The organism is Citrobacter sp. Cc139 (genome assembly GCF_030334645.1).
Taxonomy (GTDB): Bacteria; Pseudomonadota; Gammaproteobacteria; order Enterobacterales; family Enterobacteriaceae; genus Citrobacter; species Citrobacter werkmanii.
On record NZ_JAOWDM010000092.1, the window covers coordinates 203,124 to 222,630 of the forward strand.

At 52.7% G+C, this 19,507-nt stretch carries 12 protein-coding genes; 4 read left to right on the top strand and 8 right to left on the bottom strand.

The window, feature by feature from the left end:
- Positions 1–5: 5 nt before the first annotated feature.
- Positions 6–2,618 (bottom strand): aminopeptidase N, encoded by a 2,613-nt coding sequence (pepN, locus tag OGV69_RS20190; protein ID WP_069323258.1) that lies wholly within the window; start codon positions 2,616–2,618, stop codon positions 6–8.
- A gap of 266 nt (positions 2,619–2,884) precedes the next feature.
- On the opposite strand from pepN, the gene pncB reads away from it, so the two are divergent.
- The 4 genes from pncB (at position 2,885) to aspC (ending at position 8,706) form a co-directional block, all read left to right on the top strand.
- Positions 2,885–4,087 (top strand): nicotinate phosphoribosyltransferase, encoded by a 1,203-nt coding sequence (gene pncB, locus OGV69_RS20195; RefSeq protein ID WP_069323257.1) that lies wholly within the window; start codon positions 2,885–2,887, stop codon positions 4,085–4,087.
- A 165-nt stretch (positions 4,088–4,252) separates the two neighbouring features.
- Positions 4,253–5,653 carry an asparagine--tRNA ligase gene (gene asnS, locus OGV69_RS20200; protein WP_038639361.1) on the top strand — a complete coding sequence of 467 codons (1,401 nt, stop codon included), beginning with the start codon at positions 4,253–4,255 and terminating at the stop codon, positions 5,651–5,653.
- Between the two features lie 605 nt (positions 5,654–6,258).
- Positions 6,259–7,332 carry a porin OmpF gene (gene ompF, locus OGV69_RS20205; RefSeq protein WP_042309425.1) on the top strand — a complete coding sequence of 358 codons (1,074 nt, stop codon included), beginning with the start codon at positions 6,259–6,261 and terminating at the stop codon, positions 7,330–7,332.
- Positions 7,333–7,515: 183 nt separating this feature from the next.
- Entirely contained in the window at positions 7,516–8,706 is a 1,191-nt protein-coding gene (gene aspC, locus OGV69_RS20210; protein WP_042309427.1) for an aspartate transaminase, read from the top strand.
- Positions 8,707–8,760: 54 nt separating this feature from the next.
- Here aspC and OGV69_RS20215 read toward each other — a convergent pair whose 3' ends face one another.
- From OGV69_RS20215 to cmoM, 7 genes are all read right to left on the bottom strand, one after another.
- Positions 8,761–9,408 carry an MBL fold metallo-hydrolase gene (locus OGV69_RS20215; protein ID WP_038639351.1) on the bottom strand — a complete coding sequence of 216 codons (648 nt, stop codon included), beginning with the start codon at positions 9,406–9,408 and terminating at the stop codon, positions 8,761–8,763.
- Positions 9,409–9,436: 28 nt separating this feature from the next.
- The gene (gene mepK / locus OGV69_RS20220; RefSeq protein ID WP_003831948.1) at positions 9,437–9,985 is read right to left on the bottom strand and encodes a peptidoglycan L,D-endopeptidase MepK; all 549 of its coding nucleotides are present in this window, start codon (positions 9,983–9,985) and stop codon (positions 9,437–9,439) included.
- Between the two features lie 177 nt (positions 9,986–10,162).
- Positions 10,163–11,914: a L,D-transpeptidase gene (gene ldtD / locus OGV69_RS20225; protein ID WP_286469449.1), complete on the bottom strand. Its 1,752-nt coding sequence runs from the start codon at positions 11,912–11,914 to the stop codon at positions 10,163–10,165.
- Between the two features lie 260 nt (positions 11,915–12,174).
- On the bottom strand, positions 12,175–16,635 hold the full coding sequence (gene mukB / locus OGV69_RS20230) for a chromosome partition protein MukB (RefSeq protein WP_069323255.1): 4,461 nt from the start codon (positions 16,633–16,635) through the stop codon (positions 12,175–12,177).
- Positions 16,635–17,339, bottom strand: a complete 705-nt coding sequence (gene mukE, locus OGV69_RS20235) for a chromosome partition protein MukE (RefSeq protein WP_038639343.1) — start codon at positions 17,337–17,339, stop codon at positions 16,635–16,637. The genes mukB and mukE overlap by 1 nt, the downstream gene beginning before the upstream one ends.
- Positions 17,320–18,642 (bottom strand): chromosome partition protein MukF, encoded by a 1,323-nt coding sequence (gene mukF / locus OGV69_RS20240; RefSeq protein ID WP_069323254.1) that lies wholly within the window; start codon positions 18,640–18,642, stop codon positions 17,320–17,322. Before mukF ends, mukE begins: the two co-directional genes overlap by 20 nt.
- On the bottom strand, positions 18,635–19,438 hold the full coding sequence (gene cmoM, locus OGV69_RS20245) for a tRNA uridine 5-oxyacetic acid(34) methyltransferase CmoM (protein WP_069323253.1): 804 nt from the start codon (positions 19,436–19,438) through the stop codon (positions 18,635–18,637). Before cmoM ends, mukF begins: the two co-directional genes overlap by 8 nt.
- Between the last annotated feature and the right edge of the window lie 69 nt (positions 19,439–19,507).

Below are 19,507 nucleotides of genomic sequence, written 5' to 3' on the forward strand. Positions count from 1 at the left end.
TATTATCAGGCTAACGCTTTGTCAATCTTCTCGAACAGATCGCCGGAGAGATTCTCGAGGCCTTTCAACTGTTCCAGCGCCGCACGCATCTTCGCCTGACGTTTGGCATCATAGCGTTTCAAACGAATCAACGGCTCAATCAGACGTGACGCCACCTGCGGATTGCGGCTGTTCAGCTCAGTCAGCATATCGACCAGGAACTGATAGCCGCTGCCATCTTCCGCATGGAAAGCCGCCGGGTTGCTACCCGCAAAAGCACCAATCAGGGAACGAATACGGTTCGGGTTACTCATACTGAAGGAACGATGCTCCAGCAGACCGCGTACCGTTTCCAGCACGTTTCTCGCCGGGCTGGTGGATTGCAGGATAAACCATTTATCCATCACCAGACCGTCATGATGCCATTTATCGTCATACTCCTGCATCAATGCGTCACGGCATGGCAGTTGCGCCGCCACCGCAGCGGACAGCGCCGCCAGGGCGTCAGTCATATTGTTCGCTTCGCGGTACTGCTTGCTAACCAACGTGTCAGCCAGATGGGTTTCGCCAAAGGCCAGGAAGCGCAGGCAGGCATTGCGCAGCGTACGCTTACCAATATCAGCATGCTCAACGCGGTACTCGTCAAGATGATTAGCGTTATAGATAGCGAGGAATTCATCCGCCAGCTCAGCCGCCAGCGTGCGGGTCAATGCTTCGCGAACTTCCGTTATCGCGACCGGATCGATGATATCGAACAGTTCGGCGATTTCATTTACCGAAGGCAACGTCAGGATCTCTGCCGCCAGCGCCGGATCGATTTTCTCATCGAGCAAAATCGCGCGGAAAGCATCGGCCACATGTACCGGCAGCGACAACGGCTGGCCCTGCTGATGACGGGCAATGTTGAGCTTAATATAGGTCGCCAGCAGACTTTGCGCCGCATCCCAACGAGAGAAATCGTTACGCGCATGACGCATCAGGAAGGTCAGTTGCTGATCGCTCCATTTGTATTCCAGTTTTACCGGTGCGGAGAATTCGCACAGCAGTGCCGGAACCGGCTGGAAGTAGACGTTATCGAAGACAAATGTCTGTTCTGCCTGGGTCACGTTGAGCACGGCATTCACCGGATGCCCGCCTTTTTGTAGCGGGATCACTTTCCCTTCGTTGTCATACAACTCGAGGGCGAAAGGAATATGCAGCGGTTGTTTCTCGGCCTGATCCGGCGTGGCTGGCGTACGCTGGCTGATAGTCAGCGTGTATTGTTCCGTTGACGGATTGTAGTCATCACGCACGGTCAGAATCGGCGTACCGGACTGACTGTACCAACGGCGGAAATGAGAGAGATCGACATTGGACGCATCTTCCATCGCCTGCACGAAATCATCACAGGTAGCAGCGCTGCCGTCATGACGCTCAAAGTACAGCTGCATCCCTTTCTGGAAGTTAGCCTCACCCAGCAGAGTGTGGATCATACGAATGACTTCAGCGCCCTTTTCATACACGGTCAGGGTATAGAAGTTGTTCATTTCGATGACCATATCCGGGCGGATCGGGTGCGCCATCGGGCTGGCGTCTTCGGCAAACTGCAGGCCGCGCATGGTACGTACATTGCTGATACGGTTTACCGCACGTGAGCCGAGATCGGAACTGAACTCCTGATCGCGGAACACGGTTAAACCTTCTTTCAGGCTCAACTGGAACCAGTCGCGACAGGTCACACGGTTGCCGGTCCAGTTATGGAAATATTCGTGACCAATAACGCGTTCAATATCGAGATAGTCTTTGTCGGTGGCCGTATCGGTGCGGGCCAGCACATATTTGGAGTTAAAGATGTTCAGACCTTTATTCTCCATCGCGCCCATATTGAAGAAGTCGACGGCGACAATCATATAGATGTCGAGGTCATACTCGAGGCCGAAACGCTCCTCATCCCATTTCATGGAGTTTTTCAGTGAGGTCATTGCCCACGGCGCACGGTCCAGATTGCCGCGATCGACATACAGTTCCAGCGCCACTTCACGTCCTGAGCGGGTGGTAAAGGTGTCACGCAGGACGTCGAAATCACCGGCTACCAGCGCAAACAGATAGCATGGTTTCGGGAACGGATCCTGCCACTGTACCCAGTGACGACCGTTTTCCAGTTCACCCTGCGCCACGCGGTTGCCGTTAGAGAGCAGGAACGGATATTGGGTTTTATCGGCGATAATTTTGGTGGTAAAACGCGCCAGAACATCGGGTCTGTCGAGATACCAGGTAATATGGCGGAACCCTTCTGCTTCACACTGGGTGCACAGCGCATCGCCAGACTTATACAGTCCTTCCAGCGCGGTATTGGCCGCCGGGCTAATTTCATTCACGATACGCAGCGTAAAACGTTCCGGCAGTTGACTGATGACCAGAGCGCCCTCTTCTTCTTTATACTCTGTCCACGGCTCGTCGTTAACGTGGATTGACACCAGGGTCAGATCTTCGCCATCCAGGCGCAGCGGCGCACTGGACGCACCATGACGGACAGCCTGGCTCACGGCGGTGACCACGGTTTTTTCAGCATCCAGGTCAAAGGTCAAGTCAATATCAGTAATCTGGTAATCCGGCGCACGATAGTCGTGACGGTATTTGGCTTGTGGCTGTTGTGTCATAAAAAAACCTTTAGCATCTTTGGTAGAGTCTCGGCTTCAGTCTATTCCTGTTGCGTAAATCGCGCTACGCAGAATGTTCATCTTTTCAGGCACAAACGCCCTTTTTGCTACATTTTCATAACACGCGGCACGAATTGCCCTCGACCAGAAAGACAGCTTATGGTGTGATCGGGGTTCAATAAATCGCTAAACAGGGTATACTCCAGCGGTTTTCTTAGTTGTTTATTGTACTAAACGCTCCCGTGAGAGGATGCTACTGCGCACCTATGACACAATTCGCTTCTCCTGTTCTGCACTCGCTGCTGGATACAGACGCTTATAAGTTGCATATGCAGCAAGCCGTTTTTCACCACTACTATGATGTACAAGTAGCGGCTGAATTTCGTTGCCGTGGCGATGACCTGCTCGGTATTTATGCCGATGCTATTCGTGAGCAGGTGAATGCCATGCAGCACCTGCGACTGCAGGAGGACGAGTACCAGTGGCTCTCCGGCCTGCCTTTCTTTAAAGCTGATTACCTCGCCTGGTTACGTGATTTCCGCTATAACCCGGAACAGGTGTGCGTCACCAACGATAACGGCAAGCTGAACATCCGCTTAACCGGTCCATGGCGTGAAGTGATCATGTGGGAAGTCCCGCTGCTGGCGGTTATCAGCGAACTGGTGCACCGTTACCGTTCGCCCGAATCAGGCGTCCCACAGGCACTCCATGAGCTGGAAAGCAAACTAGTCGAATTCTCTGCTTTAACGAAAGATGTCGATATGTCCCGCTTCCATCTGATGGATTTCGGTACGCGCCGTCGTTTTTCACGCGAAGTACAGCAGGCCATTGTTAAACGCCTGCAGCAAGAATCCTGGTTTGTCGGCACCAGCAACTACGATCTCGCCCGTCGTCTGTCATTAACCCCGATGGGTACGCAAGCGCATGAGTGGTTCCAGGCTCATCAGCAAATCAGCCCGGAGCTTGCCACCAGCCAGCGCGTTGCGCTGGCCGCATGGTTAAATGAATATCCTGATCAACTCGGGATTGCGCTGACGGACTGCATCACCATGGACGCGTTTTTACGCGACTTTGGCGTTGAATTTGCGACCCGTTACCAGGGCTTACGTCACGACTCTGGCGATCCGGTTGAATGGGGTGAAAAAGCCATTGCCCACTATGAAAAACTGGGGATTGATCCGCTGAGCAAAACGCTGGTGTTCTCCGATAACCTCGATCTGAAAAAAGCGATTGAGCTCTACCGCCACTTCTCTTCTCGCGTACAGTTGAGTTTTGGCATTGGTACACGGCTAACGTGTGATATTCCGCAGGTTAAGCCGCTCAATATTGTTATCAAGCTGGTGGAATGTAACGGCAAACCGGTAGCGAAGTTATCTGATAGCCCCGGTAAAACCATCTGCCACGATAAAGCGTTTGTTCGTGCGTTGCGCAAAGCTTTCGATTTGCCGCATATTAAAAAAGCCAGTTAATCTTCACAGGGAGCCACATCGGCTCCCTTTTCGCGTTTATTTCCGAAATCTTTCACTCCAGCAACGAATTCTGCTTGTCTGATTGCAGATGCCAGGTAACATAGGTATCCCCCCATTACGGGTGGACATGTGTTTATATATCCGACTATTAACAGAGAGAATATTATGAGCGTTGTGCCTGTAGCCGACGTACTCCAGGGCCGCGTAGCCGTTGACAGCGAAGTCACCGTGCGCGGATGGGTACGTACCCGCCGAGATTCAAAAGCTGGCATCTCCTTCCTCGCCGTTTATGACGGTTCCTGCTTTGATCCTGTACAGGCCGTCATCAATAATTCTCTGCCCAATTACAATCAGGACGTATTGCGCCTGACAACCGGCTGTTCAGTTATCGTAACGGGTAAAGTCGTTGCGTCGCCTGGACAGGGACAGAGCTTTGAAATTCAGGCCACTGAGGTTGAAGTCGCGGGCTGGGTTGAAGATCCTGACACCTACCCGATGGCGGCCAAGCGTCACAGCATTGAGTATCTGCGTGAAGTGGCGCACATGCGTCCGCGTACCAACATGATTGGTGCAGTAGCGCGTGTACGTCATACGCTGGCGCAAGCGCTGCATCGCTTCTTCCATGAGCAGGGTTTCTTTTGGGTATCCACGCCGCTGATCACCGCTTCCGATACGGAAGGCGCTGGTGAGATGTTCCGTGTTTCTACGCTGGATCTGGAAAACCTGCCGCGTAACGATCAGGGAAAAGTCGACTTCGATAAGGACTTCTTCGGTAAAGAAGCCTTCCTGACCGTTTCTGGTCAGTTGAACGGCGAAACCTACGCCTGCGCCCTGTCCAAAATTTATACCTTTGGCCCGACGTTCCGTGCGGAAAACTCTAACACCAGCCGTCACCTGGCGGAGTTCTGGATGCTGGAGCCAGAAGTGGCTTTCGCTAACCTGGACGACGTGGCTGGCCTCGCTGAAGCCATGCTGAAGTATGCTTTCAAGGCCGTACTGGCAGAGCGTGCGGATGATATGAAATTCTTCGCTGAACGCGTCGACAAAGACGCGATTTCACGCCTGGAACGTTTCATTGACGCCGACTTCGCGCAGGTGGACTACACCGACGCGGTAAGCATTCTCGAAAAATGCGGCAAACAGTTTGAAAACCCGGTTTACTGGGGTGTGGATCTCTCTTCCGAGCACGAACGTTATCTTGCTGAAGAGCACTTTAAAGCGCCGGTCGTGGTTAAAAACTACCCGAAAGATATCAAAGCGTTTTATATGCGCCTTAACGAAGACGGTAAAACCGTTGCGGCAATGGACGTACTGGCTCCGGGAATCGGTGAAATCATCGGTGGTTCTCAGCGTGAAGAGCGTCTGGACGTGCTGGATGCCCGTATGCTGGAGATGGGTCTGAATAAAGAAGATTACTGGTGGTATCGCGACCTGCGCCGCTACGGTACCGTTCCGCATTCCGGCTTCGGCTTAGGCTTCGAGCGTCTGATTGCCTACGTTACTGGCGTGCAGAACGTCCGTGATGTCATTCCGTTCCCGCGTACTCCGCGTAACGCCAGCTTCTAAAGCTGAATTTTTAATCCAAAGGCCAGCATTCATTGCTGGCCTTTTTTGTAACCGCGCCACGTTACAGGGATCCCCATAACACGTTAAATACAACCCTTCGCCTCCCCTCTTCCTGTTACGTAATATTTCACAGCAACACATTCGAACAAAAAATAATCAGCAGTTTTATTGTGGATTAGCATTTTCTGATTAAATAGTACATTTTTTAACCTTTCACACGGCTGTCCAGATGTCCATAAATCACCTTCAGTTAAATCAGTTCTTTTAGTCATCGCGAAGAAAAAGCGGTCTTAGCAAAATTAAATATAAGAAAATCATATAAATAGAAATAACAGGGGTGATTTTTAGCGCGGAGGCATCTGAAGTTTGAAGTTGTTCACAAAGTTGCACAAAAATAACATTTTGTTACACATTTTTTCTTTTTGAAACTAAATCTTTATATTTGTAGCACTTTGAGAGTAGCGAAACGATAGTTTGAATGGAAAGATGCCTGTCAGACACATAAAGACACCAAACTCTCATCAATAGTTCCGTAAATTTTTATTGACGGAATTTATTGGCGGCAGTGGCAGGTGTCATATAAAAACCGATGAGGGTAATAAATAATGATGAAGCGCAATATTCTGGCAGTGGTTATCCCTGCTCTGCTGGTAGCCGGGGCAGCTAACGCTGCAGAAGTTTATAACAAAGATGGCAACAAAGTAGACATTTACGGTAAAGCTGTGGGTCTGCACTATTTTTCCAAGCACAACGGTGAAAATGCCTACGCTGCTAACGGCGATCAGACATACGCCCGTCTTGGTTTCAAAGGGGAAACTCAGATTAACGACCAACTGACCGGTTACGGCCAGTGGGAATACAACTTTGCCGGCAACAATGCTGAAGGCTCAAACGCGCAGGACGGTAACAAAACTCGTCTGGCGTTTGCCGGTCTGAAATTCGGCGACGCGGGCTCCTTCGACTACGGTCGTAACTACGGCGTCGTATACGATGCGCTGGGTTACACCGATATGCTGCCAGAATTCGGTGGTGATACCGCTGCTTCTGACCAGTTCTTCTCCCAGCGTAACGGCGGTCTCGCAACCTACCGTAACTCCAACTTCTTCGGTCTGGTTGAAGGCCTGAACTTCGCCGTTCAGTACCTGGGCAAAAATGAGCGTGATGACGTTCGTCGCTCTAACGGTGATGGCGTTGGCGGTTCTATCAGCTACGAATTCGACGGCTTCGGTATCGTAGGCGCTTACGGTGCGGCTGACCGTACCGATGCTCAACAAAACCCGGCTCTGCGCGGCCATGGCGACAAAGCTGAGCAGTGGGCGACCGGCGTTAAGTACGATGCGAACAACATCTACCTGGCAGCTAACTATAGCGAAACCCACAACGCAACCCGTATCGCTAACGGTTATGCCAACAAAACTGAAGACGTGCTGTTGGTTGCCCAGTATCAGTTCGACTTCGGCCTGCGTCCGTCCCTCGCCTATACCAAATCTAAAGGTAAGGACATTGAAGGCATCGGTGACGTAGATCTGGTGAACTACTTCGAAGTGGGTGCGACTTACTACTTCAACAAAAACATGTCCACCTATGTTGATTACATCATCAACCAGATCGATTCTGACAACAAACTGGGCGTAGGCTCTGACGACACCGTCGCAGTAGGTATCGTTTACCAGTTCTAATAGCAGACCTCTTTGTTAAATGCCTAAAAAACAGGACTTCGGTCCTGTTTTTTTATCTCTGCTAGCGGATTCTTGCGTCTTAAAAAAACACCTCAGCTTTTCGTCAGTAACGGTTGGCATTTTGTAAATCTACCGTTAACCTGATAGCGGACTTCCCTTCTGTAATCACTATGGAACCTCGTCATGTTTGAGAACATTACCGCCGCTCCTGCCGACCCTATTTTGGGTCTGGCTGATTTGTTTCGTGCCGATGACCGCCCAGGAAAAATAAACCTCGGGATCGGTGTATATAAAGATGAGACAGGCAAAACGCCGGTACTGACCAGCGTTAAAAAAGCCGAGCAATATATACTGGAAAATGAAACCACCAAAAACTACCTTGGCATTGACGGTATTCCAGAGTTTGGTCGCTGCACTCAGGAATTACTGTTTGGTAAAGAGAGTTCGCTTATCAACGACAAACGCGCACGTACAGCACAGACCCCTGGTGGTACTGGCGCACTGCGTGTAGCAGCTGATTTCCTGGCAAAAAACACCTCGGCTAAACGCGTTTGGGTGAGCAATCCAAGCTGGCCGAACCATAAGAGCGTCTTTAACTCTGCCGGTCTGGAAGTTCGTGAATACAATTATTACGATGCGGCAAACCATTCTTTAGACTTTGATGCGATGCTGGCAAGCCTCAGCGAAGCGCAGGCCGGCGACGTGGTGTTATTCCACGGCTGCTGCCATAACCCAACCGGTATCGATCCAACACTGGAGCAGTGGCAAACGCTGGCTCAGCTTTCCGTCGATAAAGGTTGGTTGCCGCTGTTTGACTTCGCTTACCAGGGTTTTGCCCGTGGTCTGGAAGAAGATGCGGAAGGTCTGCGCGCATTCGCGGCGCTGCACAAAGAGCTGATCGTCGCCAGCTCCTACTCCAAGAACTTTGGTCTGTACAATGAGCGCGTAGGCGCCTGTACGCTGGTTGCAGCCGATGCTGAAACCGTTGACCGCGCGTTTAGCCAGATGAAATCAGCCATTCGTGCTAACTATTCCAACCCGCCGGCGCACGGTGCATCCGTAGTCGCTACGATTCTGAGCAACGACGCGCTGCGCGCCATCTGGGAACAAGAGCTGACTGATATGCGCCAACGCATTCAGCGCATGCGTTTACTGTTCGTGAATACGCTGCAGGAGAAAGGTGCAAGCCGCGACTTCAGCTTTATCATTAAACAGAACGGCATGTTCTCATTCAGCGGCCTGACTAAAGAACAGGTTCTGCGTCTGCGTGAAGAGTTTGGTGTCTATGCCGTCGCTTCCGGACGTGTAAACGTAGCCGGAATGACGCCAGATAACATGGCGCCGCTGTGCGAAGCGATTGTCGCAGTACTGTAATCAATAGCGCACAAAAAAAGGCCGCAATCGCGGCCTTTTTATTTATCTGCGCTTTTACCAGACAGGCATTTCATCCTGCAGGAACGGGTTATGCAACCGTTCGTGACCCAGCGTAGAAAGTGGACCGTGGCCCGGAATAAACGTCACGTCATCGCCCAACGGCAACAGTTTACGTTTAATCGAATCAATCAATTGGCTGTGATCGCCGCGCGGGAAGTCGCTGCGTCCTACGCCGCCTTTGAAAATCACGTCACCCGAAATCAGTAATTTTGACTGCTCATCAAAGAAGACCACATGCCCCGGCGTGTGGCCCGGACAATGCAGTACGTGTAACGTCACATTGCCCACGCTTATCCGGTCGCCTTCATTCAACCAGCGATCGGGCGTCAGCGGCTCACAATCTCCCAGGCCAAACATCCTGCTCTGAGCAGGCAGCCCCTGTAGCCAGAACTCATCTTCTTTTTCCGGGCCAATAACCGGGACACCATAATGCTGTGCCAGTTCAGCCGCCGCCCCAACGTGGTCAAGATGACCATGAGTGAGCAGGATCTGCATAAGCGTCAGACCGCTGGCATCCACTTCCTGTTTGATTTTCCCGGCATCGCCGCCGGGATCGACCAGCGCGGCCAGACGAGTCTGCTCACACCAGATTAACGAGCAGTTCTGGGCAAATGCAGTGACCGGAATAATACGATAGTTCATACAGCTCCTGTTTCATTAAGCTTACGGATCACCAGTGCCGTGCAGGTCCGGTGTCAATATGCACAAAGTTACTGCTGGGGTAGTATCCTACACCACCTGCGCGCATAGATAACGCAGCTTTGCGAATATTACTTAATGCGATGCCTTCAATATGGAAATCCATAGCCTGGCCTTTCGTGTGGTAGCTTTTCTTAGCGACACCACGGCTGCGCGCACGGAGTTCATTATTGGTATCGATTGAGCGATAGCCAGAGATCAGCTGTACGGGTTTACGCGTGCCCAGCAGGCCCTGCAGACGGAAGAGTTGGTCAAACAATCCCGGGTCAATGGATTTCACTTTATTGGCCCGAAAATCACGGAAAAAGTGGTTAAGTTTAGCTAATTCGTCCTGAATATAGCCCCTGCCATCGAAAAACTCTGCTTTTATTGACTCACCGGTATGCAGGTTATTCAGAGTCAAGATACGCGGACGTGGGGTAGAGAGTGTGGCAAACGCGGGCGTAGGCAGGATGGCAGCGCCGAGGGCAATGCCACCAAGCGCCAGCAGTTTGCGGCGATTAGCGTCAAATTTGTCCATGGTATTAAGATCTACAAGGTCAATGTTATCGTATGTATGCTCTAGCGCACGCGGGAAACCTTATCTGGCTAAGTAGTCCACGTCAAGGCTCCCAACCCCAGGAAATACGGGGCTTACAGCCATTTTGCCCCGTTTCCGACATAACTTACGACAATCATTTTCCTCGAACTGCTTCATTTATCTGATTAATTGTTCGGCTTTTGACACAATTTGTGCGCTGGATCGCGCTGTCAGATCGTAATTGTAAATATCTGTACGATACTGCGTCCGACCATCCGCTCCCACAAACGCGGTCAGGTAGTAGAGATTGACCGGAATATTCTGGCGAATATTCACGTACCGTGTATCCCCTTGCTTCAGGGCGTCCGAGATGCGCGAATCATTCCATCCCGCATCCTGTAACAGCATATTCGCCAGCTCAGATGCCTTATTCACACGCACGCAGCCTGAACTAAGCGCCCGCGTATCTTTCTGGAACAGATTGTGATTCGGCGTATCGTGCAAATAAATAGCATCTGAACTCGGCATATTAAATTTATAACGTCCGAGTGAGTTACGCGCGCCCGGTGCCTGCTGGAAGCGGAACGGCAGATTGGATGCGGTGATGGTCGCCCAGTCAACCTGCCACGGATCTATCGTCTCTTTGCTATTCCAGCCGCGCATTACGGTATAGCCGTGACGCTCAAGGTATCCCGGATCATTCCACAACTTAGGCAGAATATCTTTTCGTGCCAGCGTCGGCGGGACGTTCCACGGCGGGTTCACGACCACATTATTCAGCGCACTGCTCATCATCGGCGTTTTACGATCGGGACGCCCGACGATGACGCGGGAGGCCAGCACCTGATTACCGTTCTGGTAATAGACCAGCGAGTAGGCAGGAATATTGACCATGATCCCGGTAGATAAGTCACTCGGCAGCAGCCGCAAACGCTGAATATTCAACGCCAGCACCCCCGCACGCTGCGCGGGCGTTACGTTCAGCCAGTCACGCGTCGCGGGTCCAATTGCGCCATCAGCCCCCAGCCCCTGCCAGGTCTGAAACCGCTTCACCGCCTCGACCAGTTCACTGCCGTAAGCGCTACGCCCTTCTTTAGCAGCCGTACTGACGACTGATTCGAGTATCCCGGTACGGCGTAAAATTTCACGCAACGCGGGGATGTCGTTACTCCACTCGCCAGGACGCAGCGTCGCGGTACTGGTTAACTGCGGCCAGGGACGCGTATCGCTCAGCAGTTTTAGCAACGATTCATGCATGGCTGCATACTGCGGATGCTGAGGCGCCAGGCTGGCAATAAACGACGTCAGCTGGCCATTATCCAGCGCCACCTGCCATTGGTTGATCACGGAAATCGGCGGAGTTGCCAGCGCATAGGGCTTGTTACTGTAGAGCCAGCGATTACCTTTGACAGGAATATTCGCGATAAAGTGCAGATATCCCATCAGGGCATCAGAAAGCACGATGTCTCGCGCCTGACCGGTTACCGCCGGATCAGTCAGCAATACGACCCAAGTGGTAAATTGCGGCTGGAAACCAGCAATCGCCACCTCGGCTAACTGTTGCTGAAATGCTTTTACCGCATCACGATTTTCCCACATCGGTTTCATATCGCGCGCAGCGTACAGCAGCTCCAACTGACTCATGTATACCGGCGTGAAGCCCGCTGGAAGTTGAGATTGTAAGTCGGCGCGCGCCTTATCGACAGACATGCCCTCTGGCAGCGGTTGAATACCCGCCATAATAGCAGTAGCGGAAGATTGAACCTGCGGTTGCGATAACGCCGTAGGCTGTTCACTGACGGACGCTGAGCTATCGCCAGGAATCATTTCAGGCTCATCGGCCTGCGCATTGAACAGTGGAGCGAATGTTACGGCCAGGCACAAACTGATTGCCGAGAGCCGACGACCACACATTTTATTAAGCAACATCCCTTGCCCCCTGTTTTCTTTATCATACTTTGGATAGCCAGGCCGTATGCATTCCCCCTAAGTTAGTTGGGGTCGGACCTGTAAAACGCCAATACACGCTGAAGTATGACGAGCAAGCCTGCGATGCGTTAGGCTTACCTTTAGTATATAAACATCAAATAGTTTTTGCCTAACCTAATGTAAAGAAGTCTAAAGAAATCACACCAGGCATTACGTGCTTTTCAGAAAAGCAGAAGGCGGCTATTTAGCCGCCTTCTTCGTTAGCTTGCCTGTGAGGAAGCGTCTTCAGTTCCCGGCAGTGGTTCAGGTAACTGCGGGGCAAACCCGCGTAGCCCCACCACGTGAACGTGCTCGGTGTTCTGGAAGACTTTACGCACCAGTTTGTAGGTGGTGCCTTTCTCCGGGCTGATGTTTTCCGGTGCCGCGATAATCAGTTGCATCTGCAAACGCTCGCACAGTTCAAACAGGGTCGCGATAGAGCGGGCATCCAGTCGTGCGGCTTCATCAAGGAACAACAGTCGGCATGGCGAGATATCTTTCCCACGCAGTCTGCGACCTTCGTCTTCCCAGCTTTGCACAACCATCACCAGAATAGACATCCCGGTCCCGATCGCTTCACCGGTGGACAGTGCGCCAGATTCAGCACGCAGCCAACCGTCAGATCCACGGTTAACCTCGACTTCCATTTCCAGATAGTTACGGTAGTCCAGCAGCTCTTCGCCAATGGTTTGCGGCGTGCGTTGCCCCATATCAATCTGCGGATTCAGTCGCTGATACAGCTTCGCCAGTGCTTCAGAGAAGGTCAGACGGTTGCTGTTAAACAGATCCTGGTGCTGTTCATGCTGCTCGGAAAGTACGTCCAGCAAAGTGGCATGCGTTTCACGCACGTTGACGTTCAGACGCACGCTGTTGACCTGGCCAAACGACACGTTTTGCAGCCCCTGGTTCAGCATACGAATACGGTTTTGTTCGCGCTGAATCGTCTTACGAATGATGTTCGCCACGCTGCGGGAGCTGATCGCCAGCTTCTGTTCACGCGAGGTTAATTCTTCCGTCAGACGGCTCAGTTCGATCTCCATCTGTTCAATCGCTTCCACCGGATCGTCGGTACGAATAATATCCTGACGAATACGTTCACGCAGATGCTGATAAACCGCGACAAAGAACTGAATTTTACGCTCCGGGCGCTTCGGATCTTCAGACATGCGCAACACATCACGCAGGTGTTCGTTATCCGCCACCGCCAGACGCAGCGCACCGAGCGCCTTATCCGACATCGAACGCAGTTCATCACCAGAAAGATATGCCAGCTCGCGACGGTGCAGACGGCGTTCAACGCCGTTGTCTTTCACCATGCGCATCACGGCACACCAGCCGGCTTTCGCCATCACTACCTGTTCGCGCATCTCAAAATAATCGCGTTCCAGTTTGCGCAGTTTGCGGGTCAGGTTGTCCATCTCCGCTTCGCAGAAGGTCAGCGCTTTTTCCAGCTGGTTACGGCGCGCACGGTTGTTACTGAGCTGCGCGTGCAGTTCATCCCGACGAATACGGGCACGCTCTTCAGCACCGCTGTCAGCACGAACGCCGATATCCTGCAGTTCACGTTGTAAATCGTTGAGCAGTTCTTTTTTAGTGTCATAGGAGCTTTTCAGCGACGCCATGACCTGGTTGTACTGGCTTAACTGCGCGGCGTGGCTGCGCAGCGCTTCACGAGCGCGGGTACGTTCAGCTTCCGCCTGTTCCAGGCGTTGGCGCAGTTTTTCGTTCAGATCGCTGTTGCCGCTCAGCATTTCGGCTGAATCGGAATAGCTAAAGTGCGCCCGACGTTGTACGACCTCTGTCAGCGCAAACGCCTGCTGACGCGCATCACGCTGCATCTGCTGGGAATAGGCGTAATCTTCCTTCAGTTGTTCAAACTGCTCAGGGTCATTTTGCAGAACCGAAACCATCGGTTCCAGTTTGGCTAACTGATTGCCGTGCTGCTGCACAAAACGCGCCGCTTCCTGAGCTTCATCCAGACGCTCACGAATTTCGTCCACGCGATCGGCAAGCGTTTCATCGGCCAGCAGATTTAAACGCGGCAGCAGGCGGTTCAGCGCAGAGACCCCCTCTTTCGCCTGTTCAAACTGCATACGGCTTTGCTGGTTATCATTTTCATGATTGGTCAGCGCACGCTCCAGTTCAACGCGGCGGCTGTTCAACTGACGAATCTCCGCTTCTGGATCGGCTTCAAACGCCACCGACAAATGGCTGCCGATAAAGCGGCTGAACGCCTGATGCAGACGCTGGGTTTTCTGGACGTCAAAAGAGAGCGTGGCGAAACGTTCAGACAGCCCTTCACGCTCGGCATGCAGGGTTTCGATACGGCTTTCGCGCGCGGCGCGGCCAAAAATCGGCACCGTCGGGAAGCGGGAATAACGCCACTGACGTTCGGCGGTTTTCACCACCACCGCTTTTTCCAGCTCATCAACGCTGAAAACGCTGTCATCAAACGACTGCGGATCCCCTTCGATAAAATAGAGATCTTCCGGACAATCCGTCAGTCCTTCAAGCTGTTCGGTAATCAGCGACAGATCCGGCACCACGATAGCATGGCGCGACGGACCGTACAGCGCGGAGAAGTACGGCGCATCTTCAAGGCTAACGTCGTCATAAATTTCTGACAGCAACACGCCGCCGAAGCGTTCCGCCAGCGCGTTCAGACGCTGATCTTCCGCCCCGCCCGGCTGACTTAAACGTTCAATTTCTTCATCAACCGCGTTTTTGCGCGCGCCAACTTCATCGCGCTCAACAATGGCTTCACGCTCGCGCTCCAGCAATTGCTGCAAATATTCGGTCACGTCCTGGCTGGAGGTAAACTCTTCGCCGCACTGTTCGCTAAGTTGATTCAGGCTATTTTGCGCGGCCAGCCAGACCGGCGCGCGTTTCATCAAATGCTGGATACGCGACTGCAGTTGTTCCTGTTCCTGACGCAGCGTCATTCGCTGTTCGCTGGCTGACGATACGCTGTCCGACAAGGCGGCGATGCGCGCTTCCAGTTCCTGATGCAGCGCTTCCAGTTCATCGATATCGAACTGTTTACCCTGGCGTTTGCAGAATTCAGCCAGCAGCCGCTCGGCGTCCTGCTGCTCGCGCAGACGCTGCTCCAGTTCGCTAAGACGCATACGCAACGGCTGAACCTGTTCCGCCAGGTGACGCTGCTCAACGCCTTCCCGCAGCAGTTCACGCGCCACGCTCCAGGCCTCACCACGCGCCAGTGGGCCGTTGATCGCCGCCACCAGTTGATAAGCCTGTTCAAACTGGCTGTGCGCGGTTTGCGCCACGCTCATTTTTTGTTCCAGCGTCAACAGTTTTTCTGTGGCTTCCTGCTCTTTGGCCTGGAAGGTTTCCAGCCATTCGGCAGCGCTGTCGGCTGTCAGATCCGGTAAGTGGCACAACTCTTTGGCCCGGCTTAACGCCTGAATCGCCTGGGTATACTGGATAGCTCGCGTTTGCTGGACATCCAGCGCCTGCTGATAATCGGCAAGCTGACTTTTCAGCTCATCCACTTCCAGCTCAGCGGCTTCCGCGCGGGCTTCGTTTTCATCCTGGCGGTCAACGGCTTCCGCGACGACCTCATTTTGTTCTTCGAGACGGATCTGTAATTCCTCGAGATCCGCTTCATAGCGTTCAATTTTTTCCTGCTGACGCAGCGCGGTTTGCACCAGATTGAGGTGATCGCTCGCTGCCTGGTAATCAGCTTCCAGATCGCCTTCCGCGCCGTTATGCTCGCCCAGTTCGCGCGCCATATCCACGTGCTTATACTGCTCAGCAGCCAACTGCTGGCGTGAGGTATGCAGTTCACGACGATATTCCAGCGCTTTATCCAGATGAATACGGCGCTCGTTGGCATGGCGCATATAATCCGCTGCCACGTAGTTGGTCGCTTCGCTGATCAAATGCTTAAACAGATCGCGGTCAGACTGGGTTACGCGAATGGCTTCCAGGGTCATGCGGTTTTCACGCAGCGCGGCTTCCATATCCTGGAACGCTTTGCGTACGCCGCTGTTTTCTGGCAGCAGGTAATCACGCAGCGAGCGAGTAATAGCGCTGGAGATACCGCCATACAGCGAGGCTTCAATCAAACGATAGAATTTACTACGATCGGACGCAGAGCGCAGACGACGGGCAATGATGCCCAGATCGAACATCAGCGAGTGATAATCCGTTATCGAGTTGAACTGCTTAAACTGCACGCCTTCCATCTCATCAAGCTTCTCTTTCAGCTCAGGGAGAGACAGGACGCGCGCCTGGCGTTCGTTCAGCGTTTCCGTAACCAACTGAGTGGGCTGCACCGACATCGGCAGCCCCTGAATGGCAAACGGCTTGATATCCACTTTACGATCGCGACCGGCAACCTGTTGCAGACGAACGCCGACAACCACGCGCTGATGGCGGGAGTTGAGGACGTCAAGCATTGAGTAACAGACCCCCGCCTTCAGCTTACCGTGCAGACCTTTGTCACGTGAACCGCTGGTCGCACCGGCTTCGGTGGTATTACGGAAATGCAGCAGGGTTAAATCCGGGATGAGCGCCGTAACAAATGCCGCCATGGTCGTGGATTTTCCCGCACCGTTACCACCGGACAGCGTGGTGACCAATTCATCCAGGTCGAACGTACGGGCAAAAAAGCCATTCCAGTTAATCAGCGTAAGTGAGCGAAATTTACCGCGTTCAATCATTATTCTTCTTCTCCACTGTCCGGCTGATTCTCTTCGGGCTCATCGTTGAGCTGCAGGCGGTTCTCGACCGGCATCGCTTCGCCATCACGAATTAAGCGACGCTGTGCTTCGCGCGGATCGTCACCGGTGCGTACGTCCGCGCCAAAGCGGAAGACCGATTCCGTAATACGGAATTTGCTGCTGTCGTGACCCAGAAACCACACCATGCCTAAGCGACGCAGACGGTTTAGCGAAGAACGTACCTTTTCCTGTAGCTTCTGACGGTCAACGTCCGAACCGGTTGAACGATTGTTCACCAGCTTCAGCAGTTTCGCTTCATCCGCCAGCGTCAACAACTCGTCGTATAACTCTTGCTGGGTAAAAATCCCTTCATTCGCCAGGCGTTCCGGGCTGAGATAGAGATAGCAAAGAATTTTACCCACCATCATGTCCAGTTCGGACAGAACCGAACGCGGAATGAGCGTCGTTGAACGGGGACGAAGGTAGAAGAATCCTTCCGGCGCGCGGATCAGTTCCACGTTATAGCGGCTATAAAATTCTTCAAAATATTCCTGAAAATCCATCAGGAAGGCATGATTATCCAGTTCATCCAGGCCGATATGTCGGCCCGAACGTAAGGCGCTATCCAGCGCCGGAAATAACGGATTCGCCAGCGCCTGCGCCAGCTTTACCGGCATCACTTGTTCAATATTTGTCAATGACATGCGCCTGTACCTTGGCTCCGTAATCATTAATCGGCTGCCATTTGGCTGGCAGTCCGGTGAAATCTGCTTGCGCTACGCCAAGACGTACCGCCTGATCGATAACAATACGCGCGACGTCGAAATGACGCGCACGTGGATATTGCGCCAGATACTTGCGCACTACCAAACCGAGATCCAGTGGCGTTTGTCTGGATTTGTAGATAGCCAACTGTTCTTCGATGATCGCCGCCAGTTGCTCACGGATCTCGTTAAATTCTTCATATTCCAGATCTGTCGGAAGCTCACCGGTGACCTCTTCGTCACGCAGGACCATCTCTTCATCACGCATATCCAGCAGACGGTCGGCGTTGGCATAAGTCAGCGCCCATGGATCGTCAAAATAAGTCTGCACGGACTGGCGCAAACGCTGGGCAAAGACGCGGTTTTTATCCATATCAATCGCGGTACGGATAAACTTATGCACATGGCGATCGTAACCGATCCACAAATCAATAGACTGCTGGCCCCAACTGATAATTCGGTCGAGCTTACTTTGTAAGTCAAACACCAGTCTGTCGACAAAATGCAAATCGTCATGCGCCATCGTGGCATCCTGGATTCGTAGCAGGTTTGCCTGTAGCTTATCCCCCGCCGCTTCCAACGTATCCTGCAGTTCGCGCAGCGTCCCGGAAGTTTCAGAAAGCAGCAGTTCACAGCTGGAAATCGCCGCCCGCCAGTCTTTGTTCAGCAACTGCGCGATATCGTCTTTCACCTGCTGCTGCTGTTCATCCATGATGCGCTGGGTGAGATCGATACTGTCGAAAATCTCCGCCACCGAATATTTCAATGGCGCGTAAACATTGCGATGCCAGTGGAACTCATCGCCGCCTTCCGCTGCCGCATCCGCCGCGCGCTTCAGTTCGCCTGCAACAATCGACAGTTGCATTGAAAGACGCAGCGTAGAGAATTCGCGCTGACGTATGTAGTAATCCGTGATGCCAATCCCGAGCGGCGTTAAACGATATATGGCATTGCCTTCCGCCTGCTCGCTGGTAAAGCGGTTCAGCAGACGTTGACGCACCATATCGTTAATCGCGTTGTTAGCACGTACGCCAATGGTTTCGCTGGTTTGCTCAAACGCATCACTCACATGGCGGAACGCATCCACCAGCTCACCTTCACTCATCTCGCCGTCAAGTCGCTCGCCGTTCAGAGTGGCGACCGCCAGCAGGAACGAAAGTCTGTCTACCGGCAGAGAGATGGAGAAGTCATTTTTTCTGGCCCAGGCAACCAGTTCGGGGACTGTCTGGGAAAATTCACTCATAGGTTATCCTTGCATCTGCGGCTCGGGCCGGACTTTTAATCGCGGTGACATGAATATAGCGCCCAAGGCTGATATACGGTTCCTGGCGGCAATAGCGCGTTTCTAACTCAAGTAACATTTCATAGTCGTCATGTTGTTTATGCTTATCCCGCAGATAGTCATGAAACACTCGGACGCCCGTTTTACTCGTTATCTGCCAACCGATCTGTTCCAGCCACTGGTAAACCTGCCCCGGATCGCGTGGGTAGTCCGGTGAAAGCGTACGCTTTTTACGTTTCGGCATCCCCACCTGCACATAGTCAAAGTTCCCTGCGACCATGTTATGCATCAACAGACCGTTAGCATTGTAGAACATTAACGACAGCGCGCCGCCGGGACGCAATACTGACCACAGCGTCTGCAACACGCTGACGGGATCCGTCACCCATTCCAGCACAGCATGAAACAATATCAGATCAACCGGGGTTTCCAAATGCGCAGTAACGTCCTGAGCGGCGCATTGTATGAAATGCATGTTTCCGCTCACACCTTTTGCCTCTGCCGCCTGTCGCGCACGGGCGATCATTTCGCCTGACAGATCGCATAATGTCACGAAGTGCCCACGTTCCGCCATCTTGATGGCCGTTTGCCCTTCACCGCCGCCGGCATCCAGAATATGCAATTGTTGCTCGCCGAATGTCGCCAATAATCGATCCAAATCCTGCCAAAGAATAGCCTGTCTTAATTGGCCTTTGGTGGTGCCGTAAATGTTACGGGAAAACTTTTCTGCAATGTCATCAAAATTGCGATCCCGCATCGGGCTCTCCACATACTGGCTTTAGGGTGACTAAGTAAAACCGCTATTTTGTCACACCCGCGCCGAGAA

Bases quoted from the DNA above. Each gene is read 5' to 3' on its own strand.
- mukE (WP_038639343.1), bottom strand. From the start codon at position 17,339: ATGTCATTGACAAATATTGAACAAGTGATGCCGGTAAAGCTGGCGCAG.
- aspC (WP_042309427.1), top strand. From the start codon at position 7,516: ATGTTTGAGAACATTACCGCCGCTCCTGCCGACCCTATTTTGGGTCTG.
- OGV69_RS20215 (WP_038639351.1), bottom strand. From the start codon at position 9,408: ATGAACTATCGTATTATTCCGGTCACTGCATTTGCCCAGAACTGCTCG.
- pepN (WP_069323258.1), bottom strand. From the start codon at position 2,618: ATGACACAACAGCCACAAGCCAAATACCGTCACGACTATCGTGCGCCG.
- mukF (WP_069323254.1), bottom strand. From the start codon at position 18,642: ATGAGTGAATTTTCCCAGACAGTCCCCGAACTGGTTGCCTGGGCCAGA.
- ldtD (WP_286469449.1), bottom strand. From the start codon at position 11,914: ATGTTGCTTAATAAAATGTGTGGTCGTCGGCTCTCGGCAATCAGTTTG.
- pncB (WP_069323257.1), top strand. From the start codon at position 2,885: ATGACACAATTCGCTTCTCCTGTTCTGCACTCGCTGCTGGATACAGAC.
- ompF (WP_042309425.1), top strand. From the start codon at position 6,259: ATGATGAAGCGCAATATTCTGGCAGTGGTTATCCCTGCTCTGCTGGTA.
- cmoM (WP_069323253.1), bottom strand. From the start codon at position 19,438: ATGCGGGATCGCAATTTTGATGACATTGCAGAAAAGTTTTCCCGTAAC.
- mepK (WP_003831948.1), bottom strand. From the start codon at position 9,985: ATGGACAAATTTGACGCTAATCGCCGCAAACTGCTGGCGCTTGGTGGC.
- asnS (WP_038639361.1), top strand. From the start codon at position 4,253: ATGAGCGTTGTGCCTGTAGCCGACGTACTCCAGGGCCGCGTAGCCGTT.
- mukB (WP_069323255.1), bottom strand. From the start codon at position 16,635: ATGATTGAACGCGGTAAATTTCGCTCACTTACGCTGATTAACTGGAAT.